17 protein-coding genes and 1 tRNA gene are annotated in these 18,777 nt (G+C 63.3%); 6 read left to right on the top strand and 12 right to left on the bottom strand.

Going from position 1 to position 18,777, the window contains the following annotated elements; all coding sequences use genetic code 11:
• Positions 1-77: 77 nt before the first annotated feature.
• Positions 78-1,706, bottom strand: coding sequence for a DNA alkylation response protein (locus tag FJ986_RS13860; protein ID WP_140674595.1), 1,629 nt, complete (start codon positions 1,704-1,706; stop codon positions 78-80).
• A 149-nt stretch (positions 1,707-1,855) separates the two neighbouring features.
• On the opposite strand from FJ986_RS13860, the gene FJ986_RS13855 reads away from it, so the two are divergent.
• The 4 genes from FJ986_RS13855 to dprA are packed head-to-tail and all read left to right on the top strand — an operon-like array spanning position 1,856 to position 5,883.
• Complete coding sequence (locus tag FJ986_RS13855; RefSeq protein ID WP_140525335.1) at positions 1,856-2,821, top strand: aspartate carbamoyltransferase catalytic subunit; 966 nt, start codon at positions 1,856-1,858, stop codon at positions 2,819-2,821.
• Positions 2,818-4,104, top strand: a complete 1,287-nt coding sequence (locus FJ986_RS13850; RefSeq protein WP_140525336.1) for a dihydroorotase — start codon at positions 2,818-2,820, stop codon at positions 4,102-4,104. The genes FJ986_RS13855 and FJ986_RS13850 overlap by 4 nt, the downstream gene beginning before the upstream one ends.
• Positions 4,105-4,162: 58 nt before the next feature.
• On the top strand, positions 4,163-4,750 hold the full coding sequence (gene plsY, locus FJ986_RS13845) for a glycerol-3-phosphate 1-O-acyltransferase PlsY (RefSeq protein ID WP_140515331.1): 588 nt from the start codon (positions 4,163-4,165) through the stop codon (positions 4,748-4,750).
• On the top strand, positions 4,747-5,883 hold the full coding sequence (gene dprA / locus FJ986_RS13840; RefSeq protein WP_140525337.1) for a DNA-processing protein DprA: 1,137 nt from the start codon (positions 4,747-4,749) through the stop codon (positions 5,881-5,883). Before plsY ends, dprA begins: the two co-directional genes overlap by 4 nt.
• Positions 5,884-5,892: 9 nt before the next feature.
• On the opposite strand, the gene FJ986_RS13835 is transcribed toward dprA, so the two are convergent.
• From FJ986_RS13835 to FJ986_RS13815, 5 genes are all read right to left on the bottom strand, one after another.
• Positions 5,893-6,105, bottom strand: coding sequence for a hypothetical protein (locus FJ986_RS13835; RefSeq protein WP_140638218.1), 213 nt, complete (start codon positions 6,103-6,105; stop codon positions 5,893-5,895).
• Positions 6,106-6,157: 52 nt separating this feature from the next.
• Complete coding sequence (otsB, locus tag FJ986_RS13830; protein WP_140674592.1) at positions 6,158-6,961, bottom strand: trehalose-phosphatase; 804 nt, start codon at positions 6,959-6,961, stop codon at positions 6,158-6,160.
• A complete protein-coding gene (locus FJ986_RS13825) occupies positions 6,961-8,730 on the bottom strand; it encodes a trehalose-6-phosphate synthase (RefSeq protein ID WP_140674589.1) in 1,770 nt (589 codons plus the stop codon). Before FJ986_RS13825 ends, otsB begins: the two co-directional genes overlap by 1 nt.
• Before the next feature lie 81 nt (positions 8,731-8,811).
• Positions 8,812-10,974: an amylo-alpha-1,6-glucosidase gene (locus FJ986_RS13820; protein WP_140525405.1), complete on the bottom strand. Its 2,163-nt coding sequence runs from the start codon at positions 10,972-10,974 to the stop codon at positions 8,812-8,814.
• A gap of 45 nt (positions 10,975-11,019) precedes the next feature.
• Positions 11,020-12,078, bottom strand: coding sequence for a glycosyltransferase family 4 protein (locus FJ986_RS13815; RefSeq protein ID WP_140564501.1), 1,059 nt, complete (start codon positions 12,076-12,078; stop codon positions 11,020-11,022).
• A gap of 166 nt (positions 12,079-12,244) precedes the next feature.
• Between FJ986_RS13815 and FJ986_RS13810 the strand changes: the two genes are divergently transcribed.
• Positions 12,245-12,730, top strand: coding sequence for a hypothetical protein (locus tag FJ986_RS13810; protein WP_140525342.1), 486 nt, complete (start codon positions 12,245-12,247; stop codon positions 12,728-12,730).
• 1 nt (position 12,731) lies between these two features.
• On the opposite strand, the gene FJ986_RS13805 is transcribed toward FJ986_RS13810, so the two are convergent.
• Positions 12,732-12,807: transfer RNA gene (locus FJ986_RS13805), tRNA-Lys, on the bottom strand.
• A 300-nt stretch (positions 12,808-13,107) separates the two neighbouring features.
• Between FJ986_RS13805 and FJ986_RS13800 the strand changes: the two genes are divergently transcribed.
• On the top strand, positions 13,108-13,578 hold the full coding sequence (locus tag FJ986_RS13800; RefSeq protein WP_140669967.1) for a BA14K family protein: 471 nt from the start codon (positions 13,108-13,110) through the stop codon (positions 13,576-13,578).
• Positions 13,579-13,677: 99 nt separating this feature from the next.
• Here FJ986_RS13800 and FJ986_RS13795 read toward each other — a convergent pair whose 3' ends face one another.
• From FJ986_RS13795 to FJ986_RS13775, 5 genes are all read right to left on the bottom strand, one after another.
• Positions 13,678-14,145, bottom strand: coding sequence for a DUF6882 domain-containing protein (locus tag FJ986_RS13795; RefSeq protein ID WP_140674583.1), 468 nt, complete (start codon positions 14,143-14,145; stop codon positions 13,678-13,680).
• A 27-nt stretch (positions 14,146-14,172) separates the two neighbouring features.
• Positions 14,173-15,666, bottom strand: coding sequence for a glycerol kinase GlpK (gene glpK, locus FJ986_RS13790; RefSeq protein WP_140560931.1), 1,494 nt, complete (start codon positions 15,664-15,666; stop codon positions 14,173-14,175).
• Positions 15,667-15,759: 93 nt separating this feature from the next.
• Positions 15,760-17,484 carry an ABC transporter substrate-binding protein gene (locus FJ986_RS13785; RefSeq protein WP_140498786.1) on the bottom strand — a complete coding sequence of 575 codons (1,725 nt, stop codon included), beginning with the start codon at positions 17,482-17,484 and terminating at the stop codon, positions 15,760-15,762.
• 82 nt (positions 17,485-17,566) lie between these two features.
• Positions 17,567-17,854, bottom strand: coding sequence for a DUF2160 domain-containing protein (locus FJ986_RS13780; RefSeq protein ID WP_140498788.1), 288 nt, complete (start codon positions 17,852-17,854; stop codon positions 17,567-17,569).
• Between the two features lie 2 nt (positions 17,855-17,856).
• Positions 17,857-18,777, bottom strand: a complete 921-nt coding sequence (locus tag FJ986_RS13775) for a carbohydrate ABC transporter permease (RefSeq protein ID WP_140498790.1) — start codon at positions 18,775-18,777, stop codon at positions 17,857-17,859.

Below are 18,777 nucleotides of genomic sequence, written 5' to 3'. Positions count from 1 at the left end.
CCAGCCCTCGCAACGGAAACCATTTGTTAAGGTTAACGGCGCGGGGGAATGACCAAGGCGTGGTCCATGGCTGCTGCTCAGGTGGTTGGCGGATAGAGCGTGTCGATGATCATGCGCGCATCATGGCGCGAATCGAGCATGCCGTAGGTGTTGCGCCACTGGCCCGCCAGCCGCGTCTCGACGAAGGCATCGGCGATCCGCCCTGCCCCCAACCGGCGCAATTCCGCCGCCGCCGCCGACAGCGCCAGTTGCTCCGTCAGCAGGCGGGCCGAGCCTTCGTCGGTCGCGGCGACCTGCATCGCCGCCTTCAGCACACCGATGGTGCCGCGTCCGCCCGCGCCCAGATCGCGATCTATGCCGGCAAGCACCTCCTCGAACAGGCCCGGCGCGCGGCCAAGCACACGCAGCACATCCAGCGCCATGACATTGCCCGACCCTTCCCAAATCGCATTGACCGGGGCTTCGCGATAGTAGCGGGCGAGCGGCGCCTCCTCGACATAGCCGTTGCCGCCGAGGCATTCCATCGCCTCGTAGAGCAGCGGCGGCGCGATCTTGCAGACCCAATATTTGACGACCGGCGTCATGGCGCGGGCAAAGGCCGCCTCGCCGCGATCGCTCGCCGCCTCGTCGAAGGAACGTGCCAGCCGGAACGACAGCGCCGTGGCAGCGGCGACGTCGAGCGCCATGTCGGCCAGCACGCGCTGCATCAGCGGCTGCTCGATCAGGCTGGTGCCGAATACCTGGCGATGGCGGGCGTGATGAACGGCTTCGGCCAGACCCGCCCGCATGATCGCCGAAGACGCCACGGCGCAGTCGAGCCGGGTCAAGGTCACCATGTCCATGATCGTCTTCACGCCGGCGCCCGGCTCGCCGACCATCTCGCCGATTGCGTTGACGAACTCCACCTCGGAAGACGCATTCGACCGGTTGCCGAGCTTGTCCTTCAGGCGCTGGAAACGGAAGCCGTTGCCCGAGCCGTCGCCAAGGACGCGCGGCACGAGGAAGCACGACAATCCCTCCGGCGCCTGCGCCAGCACCAGGAATGCATCCGACATCGGCGCCGACATGAACCATTTATGGCCGGTCAGGCGATAGAAGCCGCTGCCGACGCGCTCGGCCTTCGTCACGTTGGCGCGCACATCCGTGCCGCCCTGTTTCTCGGTCATGCCCATGCCAAGCGTAAGCCCGGTCTTCTCGACCGGCGGCTTTTGGCTCTGATCGTATTTGCGCGTCGTCACGCGCGGCGCCCACTCGCGGAACAGTTTCGGGCTCGCCATCAGCGCTGCCAGCGAAGCGCTGGTCATGGTGATGGGACACAGATGTCCGGTCTCGAGTCCGGCCGTCAGGTAGAACCGGGCCGCGCGCACCTGATGGCGGCGGCCGATCTCGGCATCGCCGTTCTCCCAGACCGAGGAGTGCAGCCCGTTGGCTACGGAACGGCGCATCAAAGCGTGATAGGCGGGGTGAAACTCGACCAGATCGATGCGCCGGCCCTGGCGATCATGCGTCCTGAGCCTCGGCGTTTCGACATTGGCGAGGCGGGCCAGTTCCTGGGCCTCCTGCGTCAGCACGAAGCGGCCGAGCCCGTCGAGATCCTTGCGCACCGGATCGGAAAAGCGCTCGGCAAGCTGGATCAGCAACGGATCGCCCCGCCAGGCGTTGCCGCCTGTCAGCGGCGGCGGCTGGTTCGTCACGTCGTCGGTCACGCTTCATCCTTACTGCCAGGCGGCTACGAATCCGGAGCCATCGGCTAGATATAGCCCAAGGCTCGCGACGAAAATACCGGGGAGAACAGCCGCAATCCAAAGCTGGCGCTTGCAGCCATGGAACGTCCACCCTATAGCAGCCCCTTGAGATGACCGACGCTTCGTCCCTGCCACTCTATCCCCACCGCCATCTTCTGGGCATCCGCGATCTTTCCCCCGCCGACATCGAGCTTCTGCTCGACAGGGCGGACCGGGCTGTCGCGATCTCGCGGCAATCCGAGAAGAAAACCTCGACACTGCGCGGCCGCACCCAGATCAACCTTTTCTACGAAGCCTCAACGCGGACGCAGTCGTCGTTCGAACTGGCCGGAAAGCGTCTCGGCGCCGACGTCATGAACATGTCGGTGGCGAGTTCCTCGGTGAAGAAGGGCGAGACGCTCATCGACACGGCCATGACGCTGAACGCCATGCGGCCCGACATATTGATCATCCGCCACCAGTCGGCCGGTGCGGCCGCCCTCCTGGCGCAGAAGGTCGGCTGCTCCGTGGTCAATGCGGGGGACGGCGCGCACGAGCACCCCACACAGGCGCTGCTTGACGCGCTGACCATCCGTCGCGCCAAGGGTCCGCTGTCGAAACTGATCGTGGCGATCTGCGGCGACATCCTGCATTCGCGCGTCGCCCGCTCCAACATCATGCTGCTCAATGCGCTCGGCGCGCAGGTGCGCGTCGTCGCACCCTCGACGCTGCTGCCTGCGGGCATCGACAGGATGGGTGTGATCGTCACCGGCTCAATGGCCGAGGGCCTGAAAGATGCCGACGTGGTGATGATGCTGCGCCTGCAGCGCGAGCGAATGGAAGGCGCCTTCGTGCCTTCGGTGCGCGAATATTTCCGCTATTTCGGCCTCGACGCCGAGAAGCTGAAGGCCGCGAAAGACGATGCGCTGGTGATGCATCCGGGCCCGATGAACCGTGGCGTCGAGATCGCTTCGGAAATCGCCGACGGCCCGCAGAGCGTCATCCAGGAACAGGTCGAGATGGGCGTCGCCGTGCGCATGGCGGTGATGGAAGCGCTGCTCGATCCGCGCCGCAACCATGAGGGCCGCGGCGCATGACCATTACGGTGTTCGAGCGCGCCCGCATCATCGACCCCTCGCGCGGCGTAGACGAGACCGGGACGGTCATCGTCGACGGGAAGAAGATAGCCGCCGCCGGCAAGGCTGCGCTGAACCAGGGGGCGCCCGAGGGCGCCACCATCATCGACTGCGCCGGCAAGGCGGTCATTCCAGGCCTGATCGACGGCCGCGTCTTCATCGGCGAACCGGGCGGAGAACATCGCGAAACGATCGCGTCGGCAAGTGTCGCCGCGGCTGCCGGCGGCGTCACCTCGATCGTCATGATGCCCGATACCGATCCGGTCATCGACAATGTGGCCCTGGTCGAATTCGTGCTGCGCACCGCCAAGGACACGGCAATCGTGAATATTTTCCCGGCCGCAGCCATCACCAAGGGCCTCGACGGCCGCGAGATGACCGAATTCGGGCTGCTGCGCGAGGCCGGCGCCGCCGCCTTCACCGACGGCCGCCACACCATATCAAGCGCGCTGGTGATGCGCCGGGCGCTGACTTATGCCCGCGATTTCGGCGCAACCATCGTGCACGAAACCCAGGATGCCGACCTCGCGTCGTCGGGCGTGATGAACGAGGGACTCTACGCCAGCTGGCTGGGGCTTTCCGGCATTCCGCGTGAAGCCGAAACCATCCCGCTGGAGCGCGACCTTGCCCTGGCGCGCCTGACGCGCGGCTCCTACCACGCGGCAAAGATATCGACGGCGATGGCGGCGGCATCGGTGGCGCGCGCGAAGACCGACGGCGCGACCGTCACATCGGGCGTGTCGATCCACAATCTGTCACTCAACGAAAACGATGTCGGCGAATATCGCACCTTCTTCCGGTTGACCCCGCCGCTGCGCGCCGAGGAAGACCGCCTGGCGATGATCGAAGCGATCAGGGACGGCACGGTCGACATCATCGTCTCCTCGCACGATCCGCAGGACGTCGACACCAAGCGCCTGCCCTTCGCCGACGCCGCAGCCGGCGCCATTGGGCTCGAAACGTTGCTGGGCGCCGCCTTGCGGCTCTACCACAATGGCGACGTGCCGCTGCCGCGGCTGATCGAGACCTTGTCCACGGCGCCGGCAAGGCTGTTCGGCCTGCCTGGCGGCACGCTCAAGCCCGGCGCTGTCGCGGACCTTGCGCTTGTCGATCTGGATGAACCCTGGATCGTCAGCGAAAGCGGCATTCGCTCGCGCTCGAAGAACACCTGTTTCGAAGGCGCGCGCCTGCAGGGCAAGGTCTTGCAAACGCTGGTGGCGGGCCGCACAGTGTTCTCGGTCTGAGCTGGCGGCGGCGCATCGCGCCGAATTCAGCCCGTCAGGGGGAAATGCGGGGGGAACAATGACTTACAACCTGATCCCGGCGCTGGTGCTCGGCTATTTCTTGGGCTCGATTCCGTTCGGGCTTCTGCTGACCCGTGCGGCAGGGCTTGGCGACGTGCGCCAGATCGGCTCCGGCAACATCGGCGCGACAAATGTGCTACGCACCGGCAACAAGGGCCTTGCCGCGGCCACGCTGCTGCTCGACGCGCTGAAGGGCACGGCCGCGGTGCTGATCGCGGGCCATTTCGCGCCCGAACTCGGCGCTTGGGCCGGCCTTGGCGCCTTCCTCGGCCATCTCTTCCCGATCTGGCTCGGATTCAAGGGAGGCAAGGGCGTCGCCACCTATCTCGGCGTGCTGATCGGCCTTGCCTGGCAGGTGGCGCTGATCTTCGCCATCGTCTGGCTGGCCATGGCATTCCTGTTCCGCTACTCCTCGCTTGCAGCGCTGACGGCCGCGGTCGCCGTGCCGATCGCCCTCTATTTCCTGAGCACACCGCAGATTGCCGCATTGTTCGTCGTGATGAGCCTGATCGTCTTCATCAAGCACCGGGCCAACATTTCACGCCTGCTTGCCGGCACCGAGGGCAAAATCGGGGCGAAGGAGTGAGCAAGCCGCTCGCCGGACCGCGCCTCAGCGACCGGCAGCGGTTGAGCTGGCTGCGGCTGATCCGCACCCAGAATGTAGGTCCTGCCTCCTTTCGCGACCTGATCAACCGCTTCGGTTCGGCCGAAGTCGCGCTGGAAATGCTGCCGGAACTGATGATTTCGGGCGGCGCCAGCAGGATCGCCCGCATTCCCTCGATCGCCGAGGCCGAAGCGGAACTGGAGGCCGCAAGGCTGGCAGGCGCCCGCTTTGTCGGTATCGGCGAGCCGGACTATCCCGCCCTGTTGAAAAACATGGACCATCCGCCGCCGCTGCTGGCGGTGAAAGGCGAAGGCGCGGTGTTTCGGCTGCCCGCGGTGGCTATCGTCGGCGCCCGCAACGCCTCGCTCGCCGGCATCAAGATGGCGCGCATGCTGGCGACCGACCTTGGCCGCGACGGTTACGCCATCATCTCCGGCCTCGCGCGCGGCATCGACACTTCAGCACATCAGGGCAGCCTCTCGACCGGCACGATCGGCGTGCTGGCCGGAGGCCTCGATCTGCCCTACCCGCCTGAGAATGCCGGCCTGTGCGACGAGATCGTCGAGCGCGGCGGCGCCATCATTTCGGAGATGCCGTTCGGCTGGCAGCCGCGTGCCCAGGATTTTCCGCGCCGCAACCGCCTCGTCGCGGGCGCGGCAGTCGGTCTGGTGGTGGTCGAGGCGGCGCAGCGTTCCGGGTCCCTGATCAGCGCCAGGCTCGCAGGCGAAATGGGCCGGCTGGTCTTCGCCGTACCCGGCTCGCCGCTTGATCCACGCGCCGCCGGCACCAATGGCCTGCTCAAGGACGGTGCCACCTTGGTCACCGAAGCCGCCGACATTCACAGGGCAATCGCGCCGCTGACCGGTTTGCGGGCCCCCGAACTGCCGCCCTTTGAAGATCCCCCCGATTTCTCGGCCACGCCGCCACCCGGCGAAAACGACCGCGCCAGGGTGACCGAAGCGCTCGGCCCGACACCGGTGGCGATCGACGAGATCATCCGCCACACCGGCCTGCATCCGGCCCAGGTGTTCATGGTGCTCCTGGAGCTCGACCTCGCCGGCCGGCTCGAACGGCATGCCGGCGGCAATGTCTCGCTGGTCTTCGCGGAAGGCTGACAGCCTCCGTCAGTGGTGATCGCGCTTCTTCTGTTCGGTCTCGGTATAGTCGGGCGTGTTTGCGCCGAACAGGTCCCTCTCGACGGCCTTTCGCCAGACGGCATCGGCGTCTTCAGGACGCGATGGATCGAAAGTTGTCTCCGTGTCCTGCATGCGCCGGCGCGAACGCCGCCGGAGCCACGCGGGCATGATCTCGTGGATGAGGCTGGTGAACTGGACCATTGATCAACTCCTGAAACCCGTTCTCCAAAGGCGCAAAATGCGTTTTGCGGCCTCAACTCTGCCGGACAGTGGGCTGGACCGCCTCCTCAAACCGGCCAGTGCCCGATTGGTCGTGACATAGGGATTCAAGCCAGGCCAGGGTCTCGCCGACATCGGCCAGCGCGTGGCGCGCCACGGTTTTCCCTTGCGGTTTGATGCGGACCGAAATGCCATCCATTTCATTGACGGCTTCGAAGCCGTTCTCATCCGACGTGTCGTCTCCGAGGAATACGGGAATCCGCCCCCGGAAAGCCGGCAACTCGCAGAAACGCCTGATTGCCGCTCCCTTGGCCGCCTCGAGCGGCATCAGTTCCACCCCGGCATTGCCGGCAAGAACCCGATATCCTCGCGGAAGCCGCTCCAGGGCCTGTTCGACCAGTTGCGTCGCCCGTTGCAGCAACTGCGGCGCCGCACGCGTATGAATGGCCAGGATCGGGCCCTTGCGCTCGATATAGACGTCCACATTGTCCAGTTCCGCCTCGATTTCCTCGGCAAGCGCGGCAATGTCGGCGGGCTCGTCGGCCGCCTTGACAGGGCCGTCACGCACAAGCCGGTGCTCCAGGCCGTATAGACCCGCAGCCGGCAGGCGCAGCGGCTGGAAGAGCCGGTCGACGGCGGAAACGGATCTTCCTGTAATGAAAGCCAGAGCGCCAGCCAGACGCCCGTCCAGCCTTGTCAGCATGCTTCGCAACGCATCGCCGACGACCACCGCGTCGGGATGCGCGGCATGTTCCAGAAGCGTACCGTCAATGTCCAGGAAGAGTGCCCATCGGCCTTGCGGGACGGTCGGCACGGACAGATTTGCCGATCCCGACATCACAGCGCCGCGACCCGTTTGCGATCAAGCAGCGATATCACATTGGCCGCGGCAACGGAGCCCGGCCCGGCGGGGTCGATCGCGATTCGCTTGCGCAAGCGGGCGGCGTCGAGAAGCATGCTGCCCGCCCAGCGATAGACATTGTTGTCGCGGACGATCTCGCGCATGCGCTGCATGCGCTGGCGCTGCTCGGCGGGCACCATGGTCAATGCCTGCAGCAACGCCTCGGCCATCATCGTCGCGTCGTAGGGATTGACGATCAGTGCCTCGAGAAGCTCCTTGGAAGCGCCGGCAAACATGCTGAGCATCAGCACACCCTGCTCGTCGTCGCGCGCGGCGACAAATTCCTTGGCGACCAGGTTCATTCCGTCGTGCAGGCTGGTCACCATGCAGACATCGGCGGCCCGGTAGATTTCGTAGACCTGCTCCTGGGAATGGTGTTCAGCCACCATCAAGACAGGCGTGTAGCCGTCCCGGCCATAACGCTCGTTGAGCTCCGCCGCGCAACGCAGGCATTCCTCGTGCAGTTGCTGGTAGGCCGGCAAGGTTCCACGGCTTGGCGCCGCGATCTGCAGGAAGGCCACCTTGCCGATCCACTCCGGGTGTTGCTTGAACAGTTCGTCCAATGCGTGAAACCGGTCGAGAATGCCTTTCGTATAATCGAGGCGCTCGACGCCGACACAGAGGCTGACATTGTCCGCCAGCCCGAATTTTTCGCGAATGCGCGCGCGGCACTGCGCGATGGCGGGCAATTTCCCGAGTTGAGCCGGCGGCCACTCTATCGAGATCGGATAGGCGTGGACCAGGCTGGTCTGGCCGCCGTAGGAAATGGCCGAATCCTCGCGCTCGATCCTGCTTTCCAGGAAGCGGTCGACGCTCTCGATGAAGTTGTTGCAGTGGAACTGCGTATGAAAGCCGATGATAGAGCTCCCCAGCAGGCCGTCCAGGATCTTTTCCCGCCAGGGGCAGATGCTGAAGACTTCCGAATTCGGCCACGGAATGTGCCAGAAGGTGATGATGATCGCATCGGGCAGGCGTTCCCGGATCATTCGCGGCAGCAGCGCGAAATGATAATCCTGGACGAGGACGATCGGGCGTTCGTTCCGGGCTTCGGCAACGACGGTATCGGCGAATTTGCGATTGACGGCTTCGTACGTTTCCCAGTCGGACGTGCGGAAGACGGGCCGCGTAAAGGCTATGTGGCACAGGGGCCAGAGACCCTCATTGGCAAAGCCCAGATAATAGCCTTGCTGTTCCTCGTCGGTCAGCCAGACACGGCGCAACGTGTAGGATGGGTTCTCAGGTGGGACCTCGATGCGGTCGTTCTGGTCGACGACGAGATGATCCGCCGAGCCGCCGCCATAGGCTATCCAGGTTCCCGCGCAGGCACGGGTGATCGGCTCCAGCGCCGAGACAAGTCCACTGGCCGGCACAACCAGGTCGACATTGTCATCCCTGAGATTGTGAATGTAGGGCTCGCGGTTGGAGACGACGATCACTTGCGCGTCCGGCAGTTCCTTCGCCAGGATTTCGCGCAGTGTCGAGGGCGACCAGTTGACGAGTGCCGCGTCGGCGGAATGGCCATTCTTTTCGAACTCCCGCAATACGACGCGAGCCGGTGGAGGCTCCGCATTCGCCGGCTCCGGCGGGGTCCGGCGGGATCGCAGCGCGGAAATCACCAAGGCAACAAGGGAAACGCAGAGGCTGGCAAGAATGACGAACCAAAGAGCGGAGGCAGAGTGGAGGAAGTCAAAATTGTTGTCTGGCATCGATGTGAATTGCTCCGGCCTAGGTCGCGCCTCTCCGCGGGGAGATGGTGCAACGCACGTCGCCGGTGATGGTTCCGGTTTTTAGCTGCGCACGATCAAAGGCGCCAACCCTTCATGGCGGTCGGCCAGGAACGCGCCCACACGATCTCCTACACGCTGGAACGTCAGGTCGACTGCCGTGCCCGCCACCGCGAGATGGCGGATCACCAGGCTGTCGATGCCGATTGGCAGGCGCGGCCTTGTGACATGGATTTCGCCGGCCCAGCCGTCGATATGGAGGCCCAGACAGGCCTGCATCAGCATGAAGGCGGAACCTGCCGACCAGGCCTGCGGCAGGCAAGCGACCGGATACGCGATCGGCGCCTCGCCCGGTGCGCGGGTGAAGCCGCAGAAAAGTTCGGGCAGGCGCATGTTGAAATGGACGGCGGATTCGAACGTCCCGCTCATCAGCCGCACCACATTGTCGCGAATGCCGTACCGCGCAAGGCCTGCCGCGCATATCGCCGTGTCGTGCGGCCAGATGGAGCCATTGTGATACGACATGGGATTGAAGAATATTGCGTCGTCGGCGAGCGTCCTCAATCCCCAGCCGGAGTGAAAAGAAGCCGACAGCAACTGATCGGCGACGATCCGCGCCCGATCCGGATCCGGAAGCCCCACATAGAGCAGATGTCCAGCATTGGACGTGCGCACCTCGCATGGTCGGCCGTCGCCATCGAGCGCCAGCGCGTAGTAACCCAGCTCTTCGATCCAGAAATGACTTTCAACCCGCCGGCGGATCTCTTCGGCCCGCCTTTCCCAGCCTTCCGCCTTTTCTGTCTCGCCTCGCCGGCGAGCCAGTCTCGCCAGCCCCTGGAACGCCGCGAAGACGTAGCCCTGCACCTCGACCAGCGCGATCGGCCCCTTCGGGATACGACCGTCTGCATGAAAGACCGAATCAAAGCTGTCCTTCCATCCCTGGTTGGCGAGGCCTGACTCCGCCGCACGCCGGTAGGTGACGAATCCGGTCGAAGCGCTTGCCGCCTCGATCCATTCGGCGGCTGCACATAGCGACTGCCACAGGCCGTCGATAAAGACCATGTCGCCGGTGCGGTCCGCGTAAGCGCAGGCGAGATGAACGTAGAGCGGGGTGGTGTCGACGCCGCCATAGTAGCGGCCGAACGGCAACTCGCTCAGCGCCGTCATTTCACCTTTGCGCGTTTCATGCATGATCTTGCCGGGCTGAGAGTCGCTGAAGGGCGAGGTTTCGGTCGCCTGATGTTGCGCGAGAAAGGCAAGCACGCCGCGCGCCAGGCCGGGATTGAGCCAGAGCATCTGCAACGCCGAGATCACGCCGTCTCTGCCGAAGGCCGTCGAGAACCACGGAATGCCGGCATAGGGATAAGGGCCGGTCGCAAGTTCGGTGGTGAGCAGCGCCACATCGGCACGGGCGCGCTCCATCCAGTCGTTGAACACCCTGCCCGAACTGTGCAGCGTCGCGCCATGGCGGCGCTTGGCGCGCATGCCGAAACGCGCGCGCGCCGCTGCGGCGCGAAACCGGTCGCGGTCGGGCACATCGGCCATCTCGCTGCCGACCTCGACATACAGTGTCTTGCGGCTGCGTTTGGTGACTGCAATGAAGAAATCCGCCCGGTCGGAGGTCAATTCGTCGGGTTTCTGCGAAAACGATATCGTCGACGTACGCACCACCTTGTCCAGGCCTTCATAGCGAAGCAGAACCGAGTTCTGGTCCATCTCGGCGGTATGGGCGGTGCCTCGTTTGGCGCGTGTCGAGCCACGAACTTCGAACATGTCGCGGAAATCGGCGGCGAAGCGCAGCGAAAGCAGGACGGTCGAATGTTCCTGGCTGTAGTTGGAAAGGGTCAGGCGCTCATACAGCCGGTCCTCCCACAGCAGCCTGACACGCTCGATGTGGATCGCTCCTTGCGGGATGGGACGGCCGCCGGCACTCTCTATAGGCAGATTGGTCAGGTTGGAGGTGAACAGGACATTGTCCTGGCTCAGCGATGCGCCCAGCAACGACGTCGAACGACCGCCCACCGCGAGGCGGAATTCGGAAAGCACGCGCGTGTCGTCGCGGAAGAAGCCGTCGCCCACACCGCGTATGTCGCCATAGGAATCGGCGACGGCGAAGCAGTCGCCATGCTTGAGTGCGAAGAGCCGGTGCGGTTCCCTCGGCGCGGTTTCGTCCAGGGAGGCCAGGGCTATTGCGGGATCAAGCTTGCGCTCGTCAAGTTGGGTGATGGTCAAGAAGACTGTCCCGTGCTTGTTTCTGAACGGGGCACTGTACTAGGAAGCCCTGATTTGTTGAGTGTCGATCGCCTGTGAATAGGTGGCGACATAGTCGCGCGCCATGCGGTCGGCCGAGAACCGTCCTTCGAAAACGGCCCTTATCCGGCGCCTGTCGAGCTGAAGCAGGGCCGGCATGGTGGCGACGGCATCCTCGAGGGTTTCGACGACGAAGCCGGTCACACCGTGATCGATGATCTCGGGCATGGCGCCGCAGCTCCAAGCCATGACAGGGGTTCCGCAGGCCATCGCCTCGATTACCGCCAGACCAAAAGGCTCGGGCCAGTCGATGGGGAACAGCAAGGCAGCGGCATTGCCGAGAAACCTGCTCTTCTGGTCCTCGCTGATCTCGCCGACATATTCGACGCGATCGCCATCGATCAGCGGCTGGACGACCTCCTCGAAATAGGCCCGGTCGCCGTCGCCCACCTTGGCCGCGAGCTTGAGCCTCAGGCCCGTGCGCCTGGCAATCTCGATCGCCCGGTCCGGCCGCTTGTCGCGCGACATCCTGCCGAGGAACGCCAGATATGTGCCGTCGGAGCCGGCTTCAAAATCCGGCCTATAGAGATCGAGCGGCAGCCCATGATGGATGGTCGCCAACCAGTTGGCGGACGCGAGCCTCGTCCTCTGGCTGCGTGAAATGGAAATCATCGGAAAACGCGGGAACCGCTCATAGGCCTGTGCCAGATCCACATAGTCCAGCCTGCCATGCGGCGTCGTCACCGTGCGCTCCGGCATATGGCGGAAAAACGGGAAATGCAGGAAGTGGCTGAGATGGAAGTGAAGAATGTCGAAATCGTCGGCCTGTCTCCTGACTTCCTCGAGCATCGAAAGATGCGCCGCGATCTCCGACTTCAACGGCCGGGGATCGAGGCGCAGCGCCCGTTCCCGGCACGCGACCAGCCGGGCGGAGGTCCTGGTATCGCCGCTGGCAAACAACGTTACATCGTGGCCGAGCCCGACCAGAGCTTCGGTGAGATAGGAGATGATGCGTTCGGTGCCTCCATAGAGCCTTGGCGGCACGGATTCATACAGCGGCGCGATATGGGCGATCTTCATTGGCCTGCGTTCCCTCAATAAGCTGGTCAAAGGCAAAAATGCATCAGCGGCGCGATCGTTCCTCCGCCATCGGCAGATGCGTCATTTCTCATGTTTGATGTTCTTCCGGGCGGCCCTATCTCTTAGGTGCTGCTCCTGCGCGCCATGACGACCCGAGGAGGTTCCGATGCAGCAATCAAAGGACATTGCAGCCCGCCGGCTTGACATGATCATCGAACAATATGTCGAAGCTAGAAAACAGCGCTTCGGCTATGTTTCGACGGACCAGGCCGCCAGGGTGATTCACAGAATCCTGAAACCCACGCCTTCCGACCGCAGCTTTTCGGACCACGAACTCGACGACATGGTCGCGGCCCTCGCCGTCAAGAACGGGTTGGCCGTCGTCTTTGACCGCGGCATCAGAGGATCGGTCGGCGGCACCGAGGCGGAGCTGGACAGAAAGGATCCGACCATGAGAGCACCAGCGGAAGGCCCCGACGTTGCCGGCGCGGTGGACGCGATCCTGATTCAGCAAAAAACCGCCCCGCTTTCGATGAGCGCGATGATCTCCCTGCTGCGCCAACGCACCGGCACCACCCGATCGGACGCGGATCTGGAAGGACTGATCGCCAAAAAAGCCGCTGTCCTGAACGTGCATTTGTCACGGGACTGAGTGGTGAGCGCGTCGGGGTTCGAACCCGAGACCTACTGATTAAAAGTCAGTTGCTCTACCGGCTGAGCTACGCGCTCCCGTGGGCTGGAAACGGCGCCCTCGAAATTGCGCGGAACATAGGGAGAGTGCCTCGACCGGTCAACCGGAAAAAACGGGGCCACCAAGCCATGCGTTCCCGCCGTGCCGGCTCTCCCGGCCGACCGTTTCGGCAAGGACATGCCGAACCTTTGCCAGCCAGGCGAAGACCCTGTGGCCTCCATCGATCCCAAACCGGAGAAACATTACAAATCAGCAACTTGCCTTTTTTTCCAGGAACAATTCGCGAGCGTGTCCGTTTCCTCCGCCACAAGGGACGTCAACCTCTCAAGGAGAAGATGATGAACAAAGTCCTGTCGGGTTTGCTGGCGACCACACTGTCAGCTTCGTTCGCAGTGGCGGCGGCCATGCCGGTCGAAGCCGCACCGGCCTATGTGCCGCAGCCTGCATCGGTCTCGTCCGATGTCCAGACCGTGCAGTACAGGCCCTGGGAGCGGCGCCGTAACTTCCGCGGCGAGTTTCGCGGCAACCGCAACTTCTACCGCGACAACCGCGGAGCCTACTGGAACGGCCATCGCGGCTACCGTGAATATCGCCCGGGCTATCGCCGTCACGGCGATTTCTGGTTCCCGCTGGCTGCTTTCGCCACTGGCGCGCTGATAACCGGCGCGATCGCCAACAACCGGAACCGCGTCTATGAAGGCAATTCGCATGTGCAGTGGTGCTATGACCGTTACCGTTCGTACCGCGCATCCGACAACACGTTCCAGCCGTATAACGGCCCGCGCCAGCAGTGCATTTCACCCTACTGATGGGCGACAGTGTTCGTCAGAGGGATAGAAAGTCAAAGCCCGTGCCGGAAATGGCGCGGGCTTTCTGTCGTGCGAGGACGGTCCCCGGGCAGGCTGTGATCAGCTGGCCCAATTAATGGTCTTGAAGATATAATAAAGTGCGCCACCTTCACCACGGGGTGATCGGTACGCTCCGACGGCATCGCAAATTCGAACCGTGACGGCCGCCAATTCCCAACCCAGCACTTCCAGCTGATCCCCATCTATCACGTAAGCCTGAGCCAGTTCGTCAATGCCGTTCTTCTCGCCGAAGAACCGAACCAGCTTTGCATCTCTAAGAAGACTATCGGGCAGATTTGAATTTGCCCACGCCCAGAGCCAGTTCTGTGCCTTGACATTCGTGGAACCGGCGATCTGGATTTCGGTGATCACGTTGATCGCTCCGTCCTTGGAGAACAAGAGCTTTCCGTTGCTCAAGTCATAGCGCGACCAGTGGCCGATGCGGAATTCTTCCTCCAAGCGCTTATTCTTGGCCTCAAGTTGTTTGATAGCCTCGGCGCGCCAAGCAGAGTACCAGTTTGGCTTCATTTCCCCCTCGCCCGATCTGACTGTTGGTTATGGCACGCTCAGCGTCCTGCGAACAGCATCGCGCCACCCCGCCAGCTTGGCCGAGCGTACCGCTGGTTCCATGTCCGGTCTGAAGCGCCGGTCGAGCGCCCATGTCTTGGCGAATTCCCGCGCCTTCGGCCACACGCCCGCCTTCGAGCCGGCGAGCCAGGCGGCACCGAGCGCGGTTGTCTCCAGAATGGTCGGACGGTCGACCGGGGCGTCGAGAATGTCGGCCAGTCGTTGCATGGTCCAGTCGGATGCCACCATGCCGCCGTCGACCCGAAGCACCGTCTTGGCCGCCGTACCCTTCCAATCCTTGCGCATGGCATCGAGCAGGTCGCGCGTCTGGTAGGCCACGGATTCGAGCGCGGCGCGGGCAAACTCCGGCGGCCCCGAATTGCGGGTCAGGCCGAAGATCGCGCCCCGCGCCTCGGCATCCCAGTGGGGCGCGCCGAGCCCGACAAAGGCCGGCACCAGATACACGTCCTGGGTCGGATCGGCCTCGGCCGCCAGCTTGCCGCTCTGTTCGGCCTTGCCGATCACCTTGATGCCGTCGCGCAACCACTGCACGGCGGCGCCGGCGATGAAGATCGATCCTTCCAGCGCATAGGTGGTCTTGCCGTTCAGCCGATAGGCAATCGTGGTCAACAGCCGGTTCTTCGAGCGCACCAGGTCGGTGCCGGTGTTGAGCAGCGCGAAACAGCCGGTGCCGTAGGTCGATTTCATCATGCCAGGCTCGAAACAGGCCTGGCCGATGGTCGCGGCATGCTGGTCGCCGGCAACGCCGAGGATCCTTATCTCGGCGCCAAAGAGATTTTTCTGCGTGATCCCAAAATCATCGGCGCAGTCCTTCACCTCGGGGAGCATCCTTGCCGGAATGTTCAGGATGGCCAGCAGCTCGTCGTCCCAGGCATTCTTCTCGATGTTGTAGACTAGCGTGCGGGAGGCGTTTGTGGCGTCGGTGGCATGCACCCTGCCGCCGGTCAGGCGCCAGATCAGGAAACTGTCGATGGTGCCGGCCAGCAATTCGCCTTTCTCGGCGCGTCTCCTGGCGCCTTTCACCTTGTCCAGCATCCAGGCTATCTTCGTGCCGGAGAAATACGGATCGAGCAGCAGGCCGGTCTTCCTGGTGAAGGTCTTTTCCAATCCCTGCTTCTTCAGCTTCCGGCACAGCGGCGCGGTGCGCCGGTCTTGCCAGACGATCGCGTTGTGGATCGGCTTGCCGGTCGCCCTGTCCCAGATGACGACGGTCTCGCGCTGGTTGGTGATGCCGAGCGCGGCGACGTCCGATGCCTCCCGCCCGGCATTCTTCAATGCGCCCTTGACGGTCGCCACGACGCTGGCCCAGATATCTTCCGGGTCATGCTCGACCCAGCCGGAAGCAGGATAGTGCTGGGTGAATTCTTGCTGGCTGCTGCCGACGACTTTCATGTCGCCGTCGAACAGAATCGACCGGCTCGATGTCGTGCCTTGGTCGATTGCCAGGACAAAGCCATTCATTCGCACTTCCTCCGTCACGACACAAAGAAGGGAGACGGCAACGTGCCGCCTCCCTGAATTTTACACGGGCGCGAACGCCCGCATAGGTCAGTCCTACTTCTGCCAGCTCTTGACCAGCTCGTCATAGTTGATGGTCTGGGGCTTCTCCTTCTCGTTCTCGATCTTGAGCTGAGGAGCGAGATTGCCGGCCTTGACCGCGTCGGCATTCCAGTAGGCGAGATCATGTTCCTCGGCGAGCTTCGGCCCGATATCGCCCTGGACGCCGGACCTCTCGATGCGGCCCATGACCTTCTCCTGCTCGGCGCAAAGCGAATCCATCGCTTCCTGCGCACTCTTTGCGCCCGACGAGGCATCGCCGATCGCCTGCCACCACAGCTGTGCCAGCTTCGGATAGTCCGGCACGTTGGTGCCGGTCGGCGACCATTGCACGCGGGCCGGCGAGCGATAGAACTCGATCAGGCCGCCGAGCTTCGGCGCGCGCTCCGTGAAGCTCTTGTCGTGAATGGTGGAGTCGCGGATGAAGGTGAGGCCGACATGGCTCTTCTTCACGTCCACCGTCTTCGAGGTGACGAACTGGGCGTAGAGCCAGGCGGCCTTGGCACGGTCGGTCGGGGTCGACTTCATCAGCGTCCACGAACCGACATCCTGGTAGCCGAGCTTCATGCCGTCCTTCCAGTAGACACCGTGCGGCGACGGAGCCATGCGCCATTTCGGCGTGCCGTCGTCGTTCATGACGGGCAGGCCGGGCTTGACCATGTCGGCGGTGAAGGCCGTGTACCAGAAGATCTGCTGGGCAACATTGCCCTGCGCGGGAACCGGACCGGATTCCGAGAAGGTCATGCCCTGCGCTTCCTGTGGTGCGTAGGCCTTCAGCCAATCGAGATATTTCTGGATCGAGTAGACGGCGGCCGGGCCGTTGGTGTCGCCGCCCCGCGCCGTGCAGGAGCCGACCGGCTGCGATTTCTCGTTGACCTTGATGCCCCATTCGTCGACCGGCAGGCCGTTCGGGATACCCTTGTCGCCATTGCCGGCCATCGATAGCCAGGCATCGGTAAAGCGCCAGCCGAGCGACGGGTCCTTCTTGCCATAGTCCATATGGCCGTAGACCTTCTTGCCGTCGACGTCGCGGCCGGTGAAGAACTCGGCAATGTCCTCATAGGCCGACCAATTGACGGGAACGCCGAGATCGTAGCCGTACTTGGCCTTGAAGTCGGCCTTGTTCTTCTCGTCGTTGAACCAGTCGTAGCGGAACCAGTAGAGGTTGGCGAACTGCTGGTCGGGAAGCTGATAGAGCTTCTTGTCCGGAGCGGTGGTGAAGGAGGTGCCGATGAAATCCTTCACATCGAGGTTCGGATTGGTGACATCCTTGCCTTCGCCCGCCATCCAGTCGGTCAGGTTGCGCACCTGCTGGTAACGCCAGTGGGTGCCGATCAGGTCGGAATCGTTGACCCAGCCGTCATAGAGGTTCTGGCCGGTCTGCATCTGGGTCTGGATCTTTTCAACGACGTCGCCTTCCTGGATGACGTCGTGCGTGACCTTGATGCCGGTGATGGCGGTGAAGGCCGGAGCCAGAACCTGCGACTCGTATTGATGCGTCGTCAGCGTTTCCGACACGACCTTGATATCCATGCCGGCGAACGGCTTGGCGGCGTCGACGAACCACTGCATTTCCTTTTCCTGATCGGCGCGCGAAAGCGTCGACAGATCGCCTATCTCCTTGTCAAGAAAGGCTTTTGCCTCGTCCATGCCGGCATAGGCGTTGCCCACGCCGAGCAAGAGGACAAGGGCGGTCGTAGATGTCAATAATTGCCGTCGCATTGTGTTTCCTCCACGTTTGAAAAGACTTCAAGTGCGATCTGGAGAGGCCGCCAACAAGCGGCCGCTCCAACAGTTTCCCCCTCTATACGTAGCGGAAGACGCCGATGGCGTAGACCACGGAGAGAGCGAGAGCCCACCACAGGCTGGGTCCGACAAGACCCAGCCAAGCGAGATGGATGAAGGCGCTGCCAAGCAGCGAAACGAAGAGACGATCGCCGCGCGTCGTCTTGAAACGCAGCACGCCGATGCGCGGATCGCCGCCGGGCGAGGCATATTCCCAGACACCCATGCCGACCAGCAGCAGCGCTATGACGGCGAAGAAGGCGGCCGTCGGCCAGGTCCACGCCATCCAGGAGAAGTCGAGGTTCATGGTCACACCCTCCCCAGGGCGAAGCCCTTGGCGATGTAGTTGCGAACGAACCAGATGACGAGCGCCCCGGGGATCAGCGTCAGCACCCCGGCGGCTGCCAGCAGCCCCCAGTCCATTCCCGACGCCGACACGGTGCGGGTCATGGTAGCGGCGATCGGCTTGGCATCGGTGGTGGTCAGCGTGCGGGCGATGAGCAGTTCCACCCATGAGAACATGAAGCAGAAGAAGCAGGCGACGCCGATGCCGCTGGCGATCAGCGGCATGAATATCTTCACGAAGAAACGCGGAAACGAATAGCCGTCTATGTAGGCCGTTTCGTCGATCTCCTTCGGCACTCCGGACATGAAGCCCTCAAGGATCCACACCGCCAGCGGCACGTTGAACAGGCAGTGCGCCAGCGCCACCGCGATATGCGTATCGATGAGGCCAAATGCCGAATAAAGCTGGAAGAACGGCAGCGCGAACACCGCCGGCGGTGCCATGCGGTTGGTCAACAACCAGAAGAACAGATGCTTGTCCCCGAGGAAGCGGTAGCGTGAGAAGGCGTAAGCCGCCGGCAGCGCCACGGCGACCGAGATCACCATGTTCATCACCACATATGTGATCGAATTGATGTAGCCCGAATACCACGACGCATCGGTGAAGATGATGGTGTAGTTGCGCAGCGTCGGCGCATGCGGATAGAGCGTCAGCGAATTGACGATCTCCGCATTGGTCTTGAAGCTCATATTGATGAGCCAGTAGATCGGCAGCAGCAGGACGATGATGTAGAGCGTCGGCACGATCCACCACCAGCGCGATTCCTCGCCACGGCGGCGCATGCGCCTGTCCAGCTCGCTCTGCGACAGCGAACTGGCGAGTCTTTCCGAAGCGGCGGTCCCGTTCACCAGGTTGCGCTCGGTACGTTCGTTGGCGCCGGCCAT

The sequence above is a fragment of the Mesorhizobium sp. B1-1-1 genome, assembly GCF_006442955.1.
Classification (GTDB): domain Bacteria; phylum Pseudomonadota; class Alphaproteobacteria; order Rhizobiales; family Rhizobiaceae; genus Mesorhizobium.
This window is presented reverse-complemented; position numbering and strand designations above follow the sequence as displayed.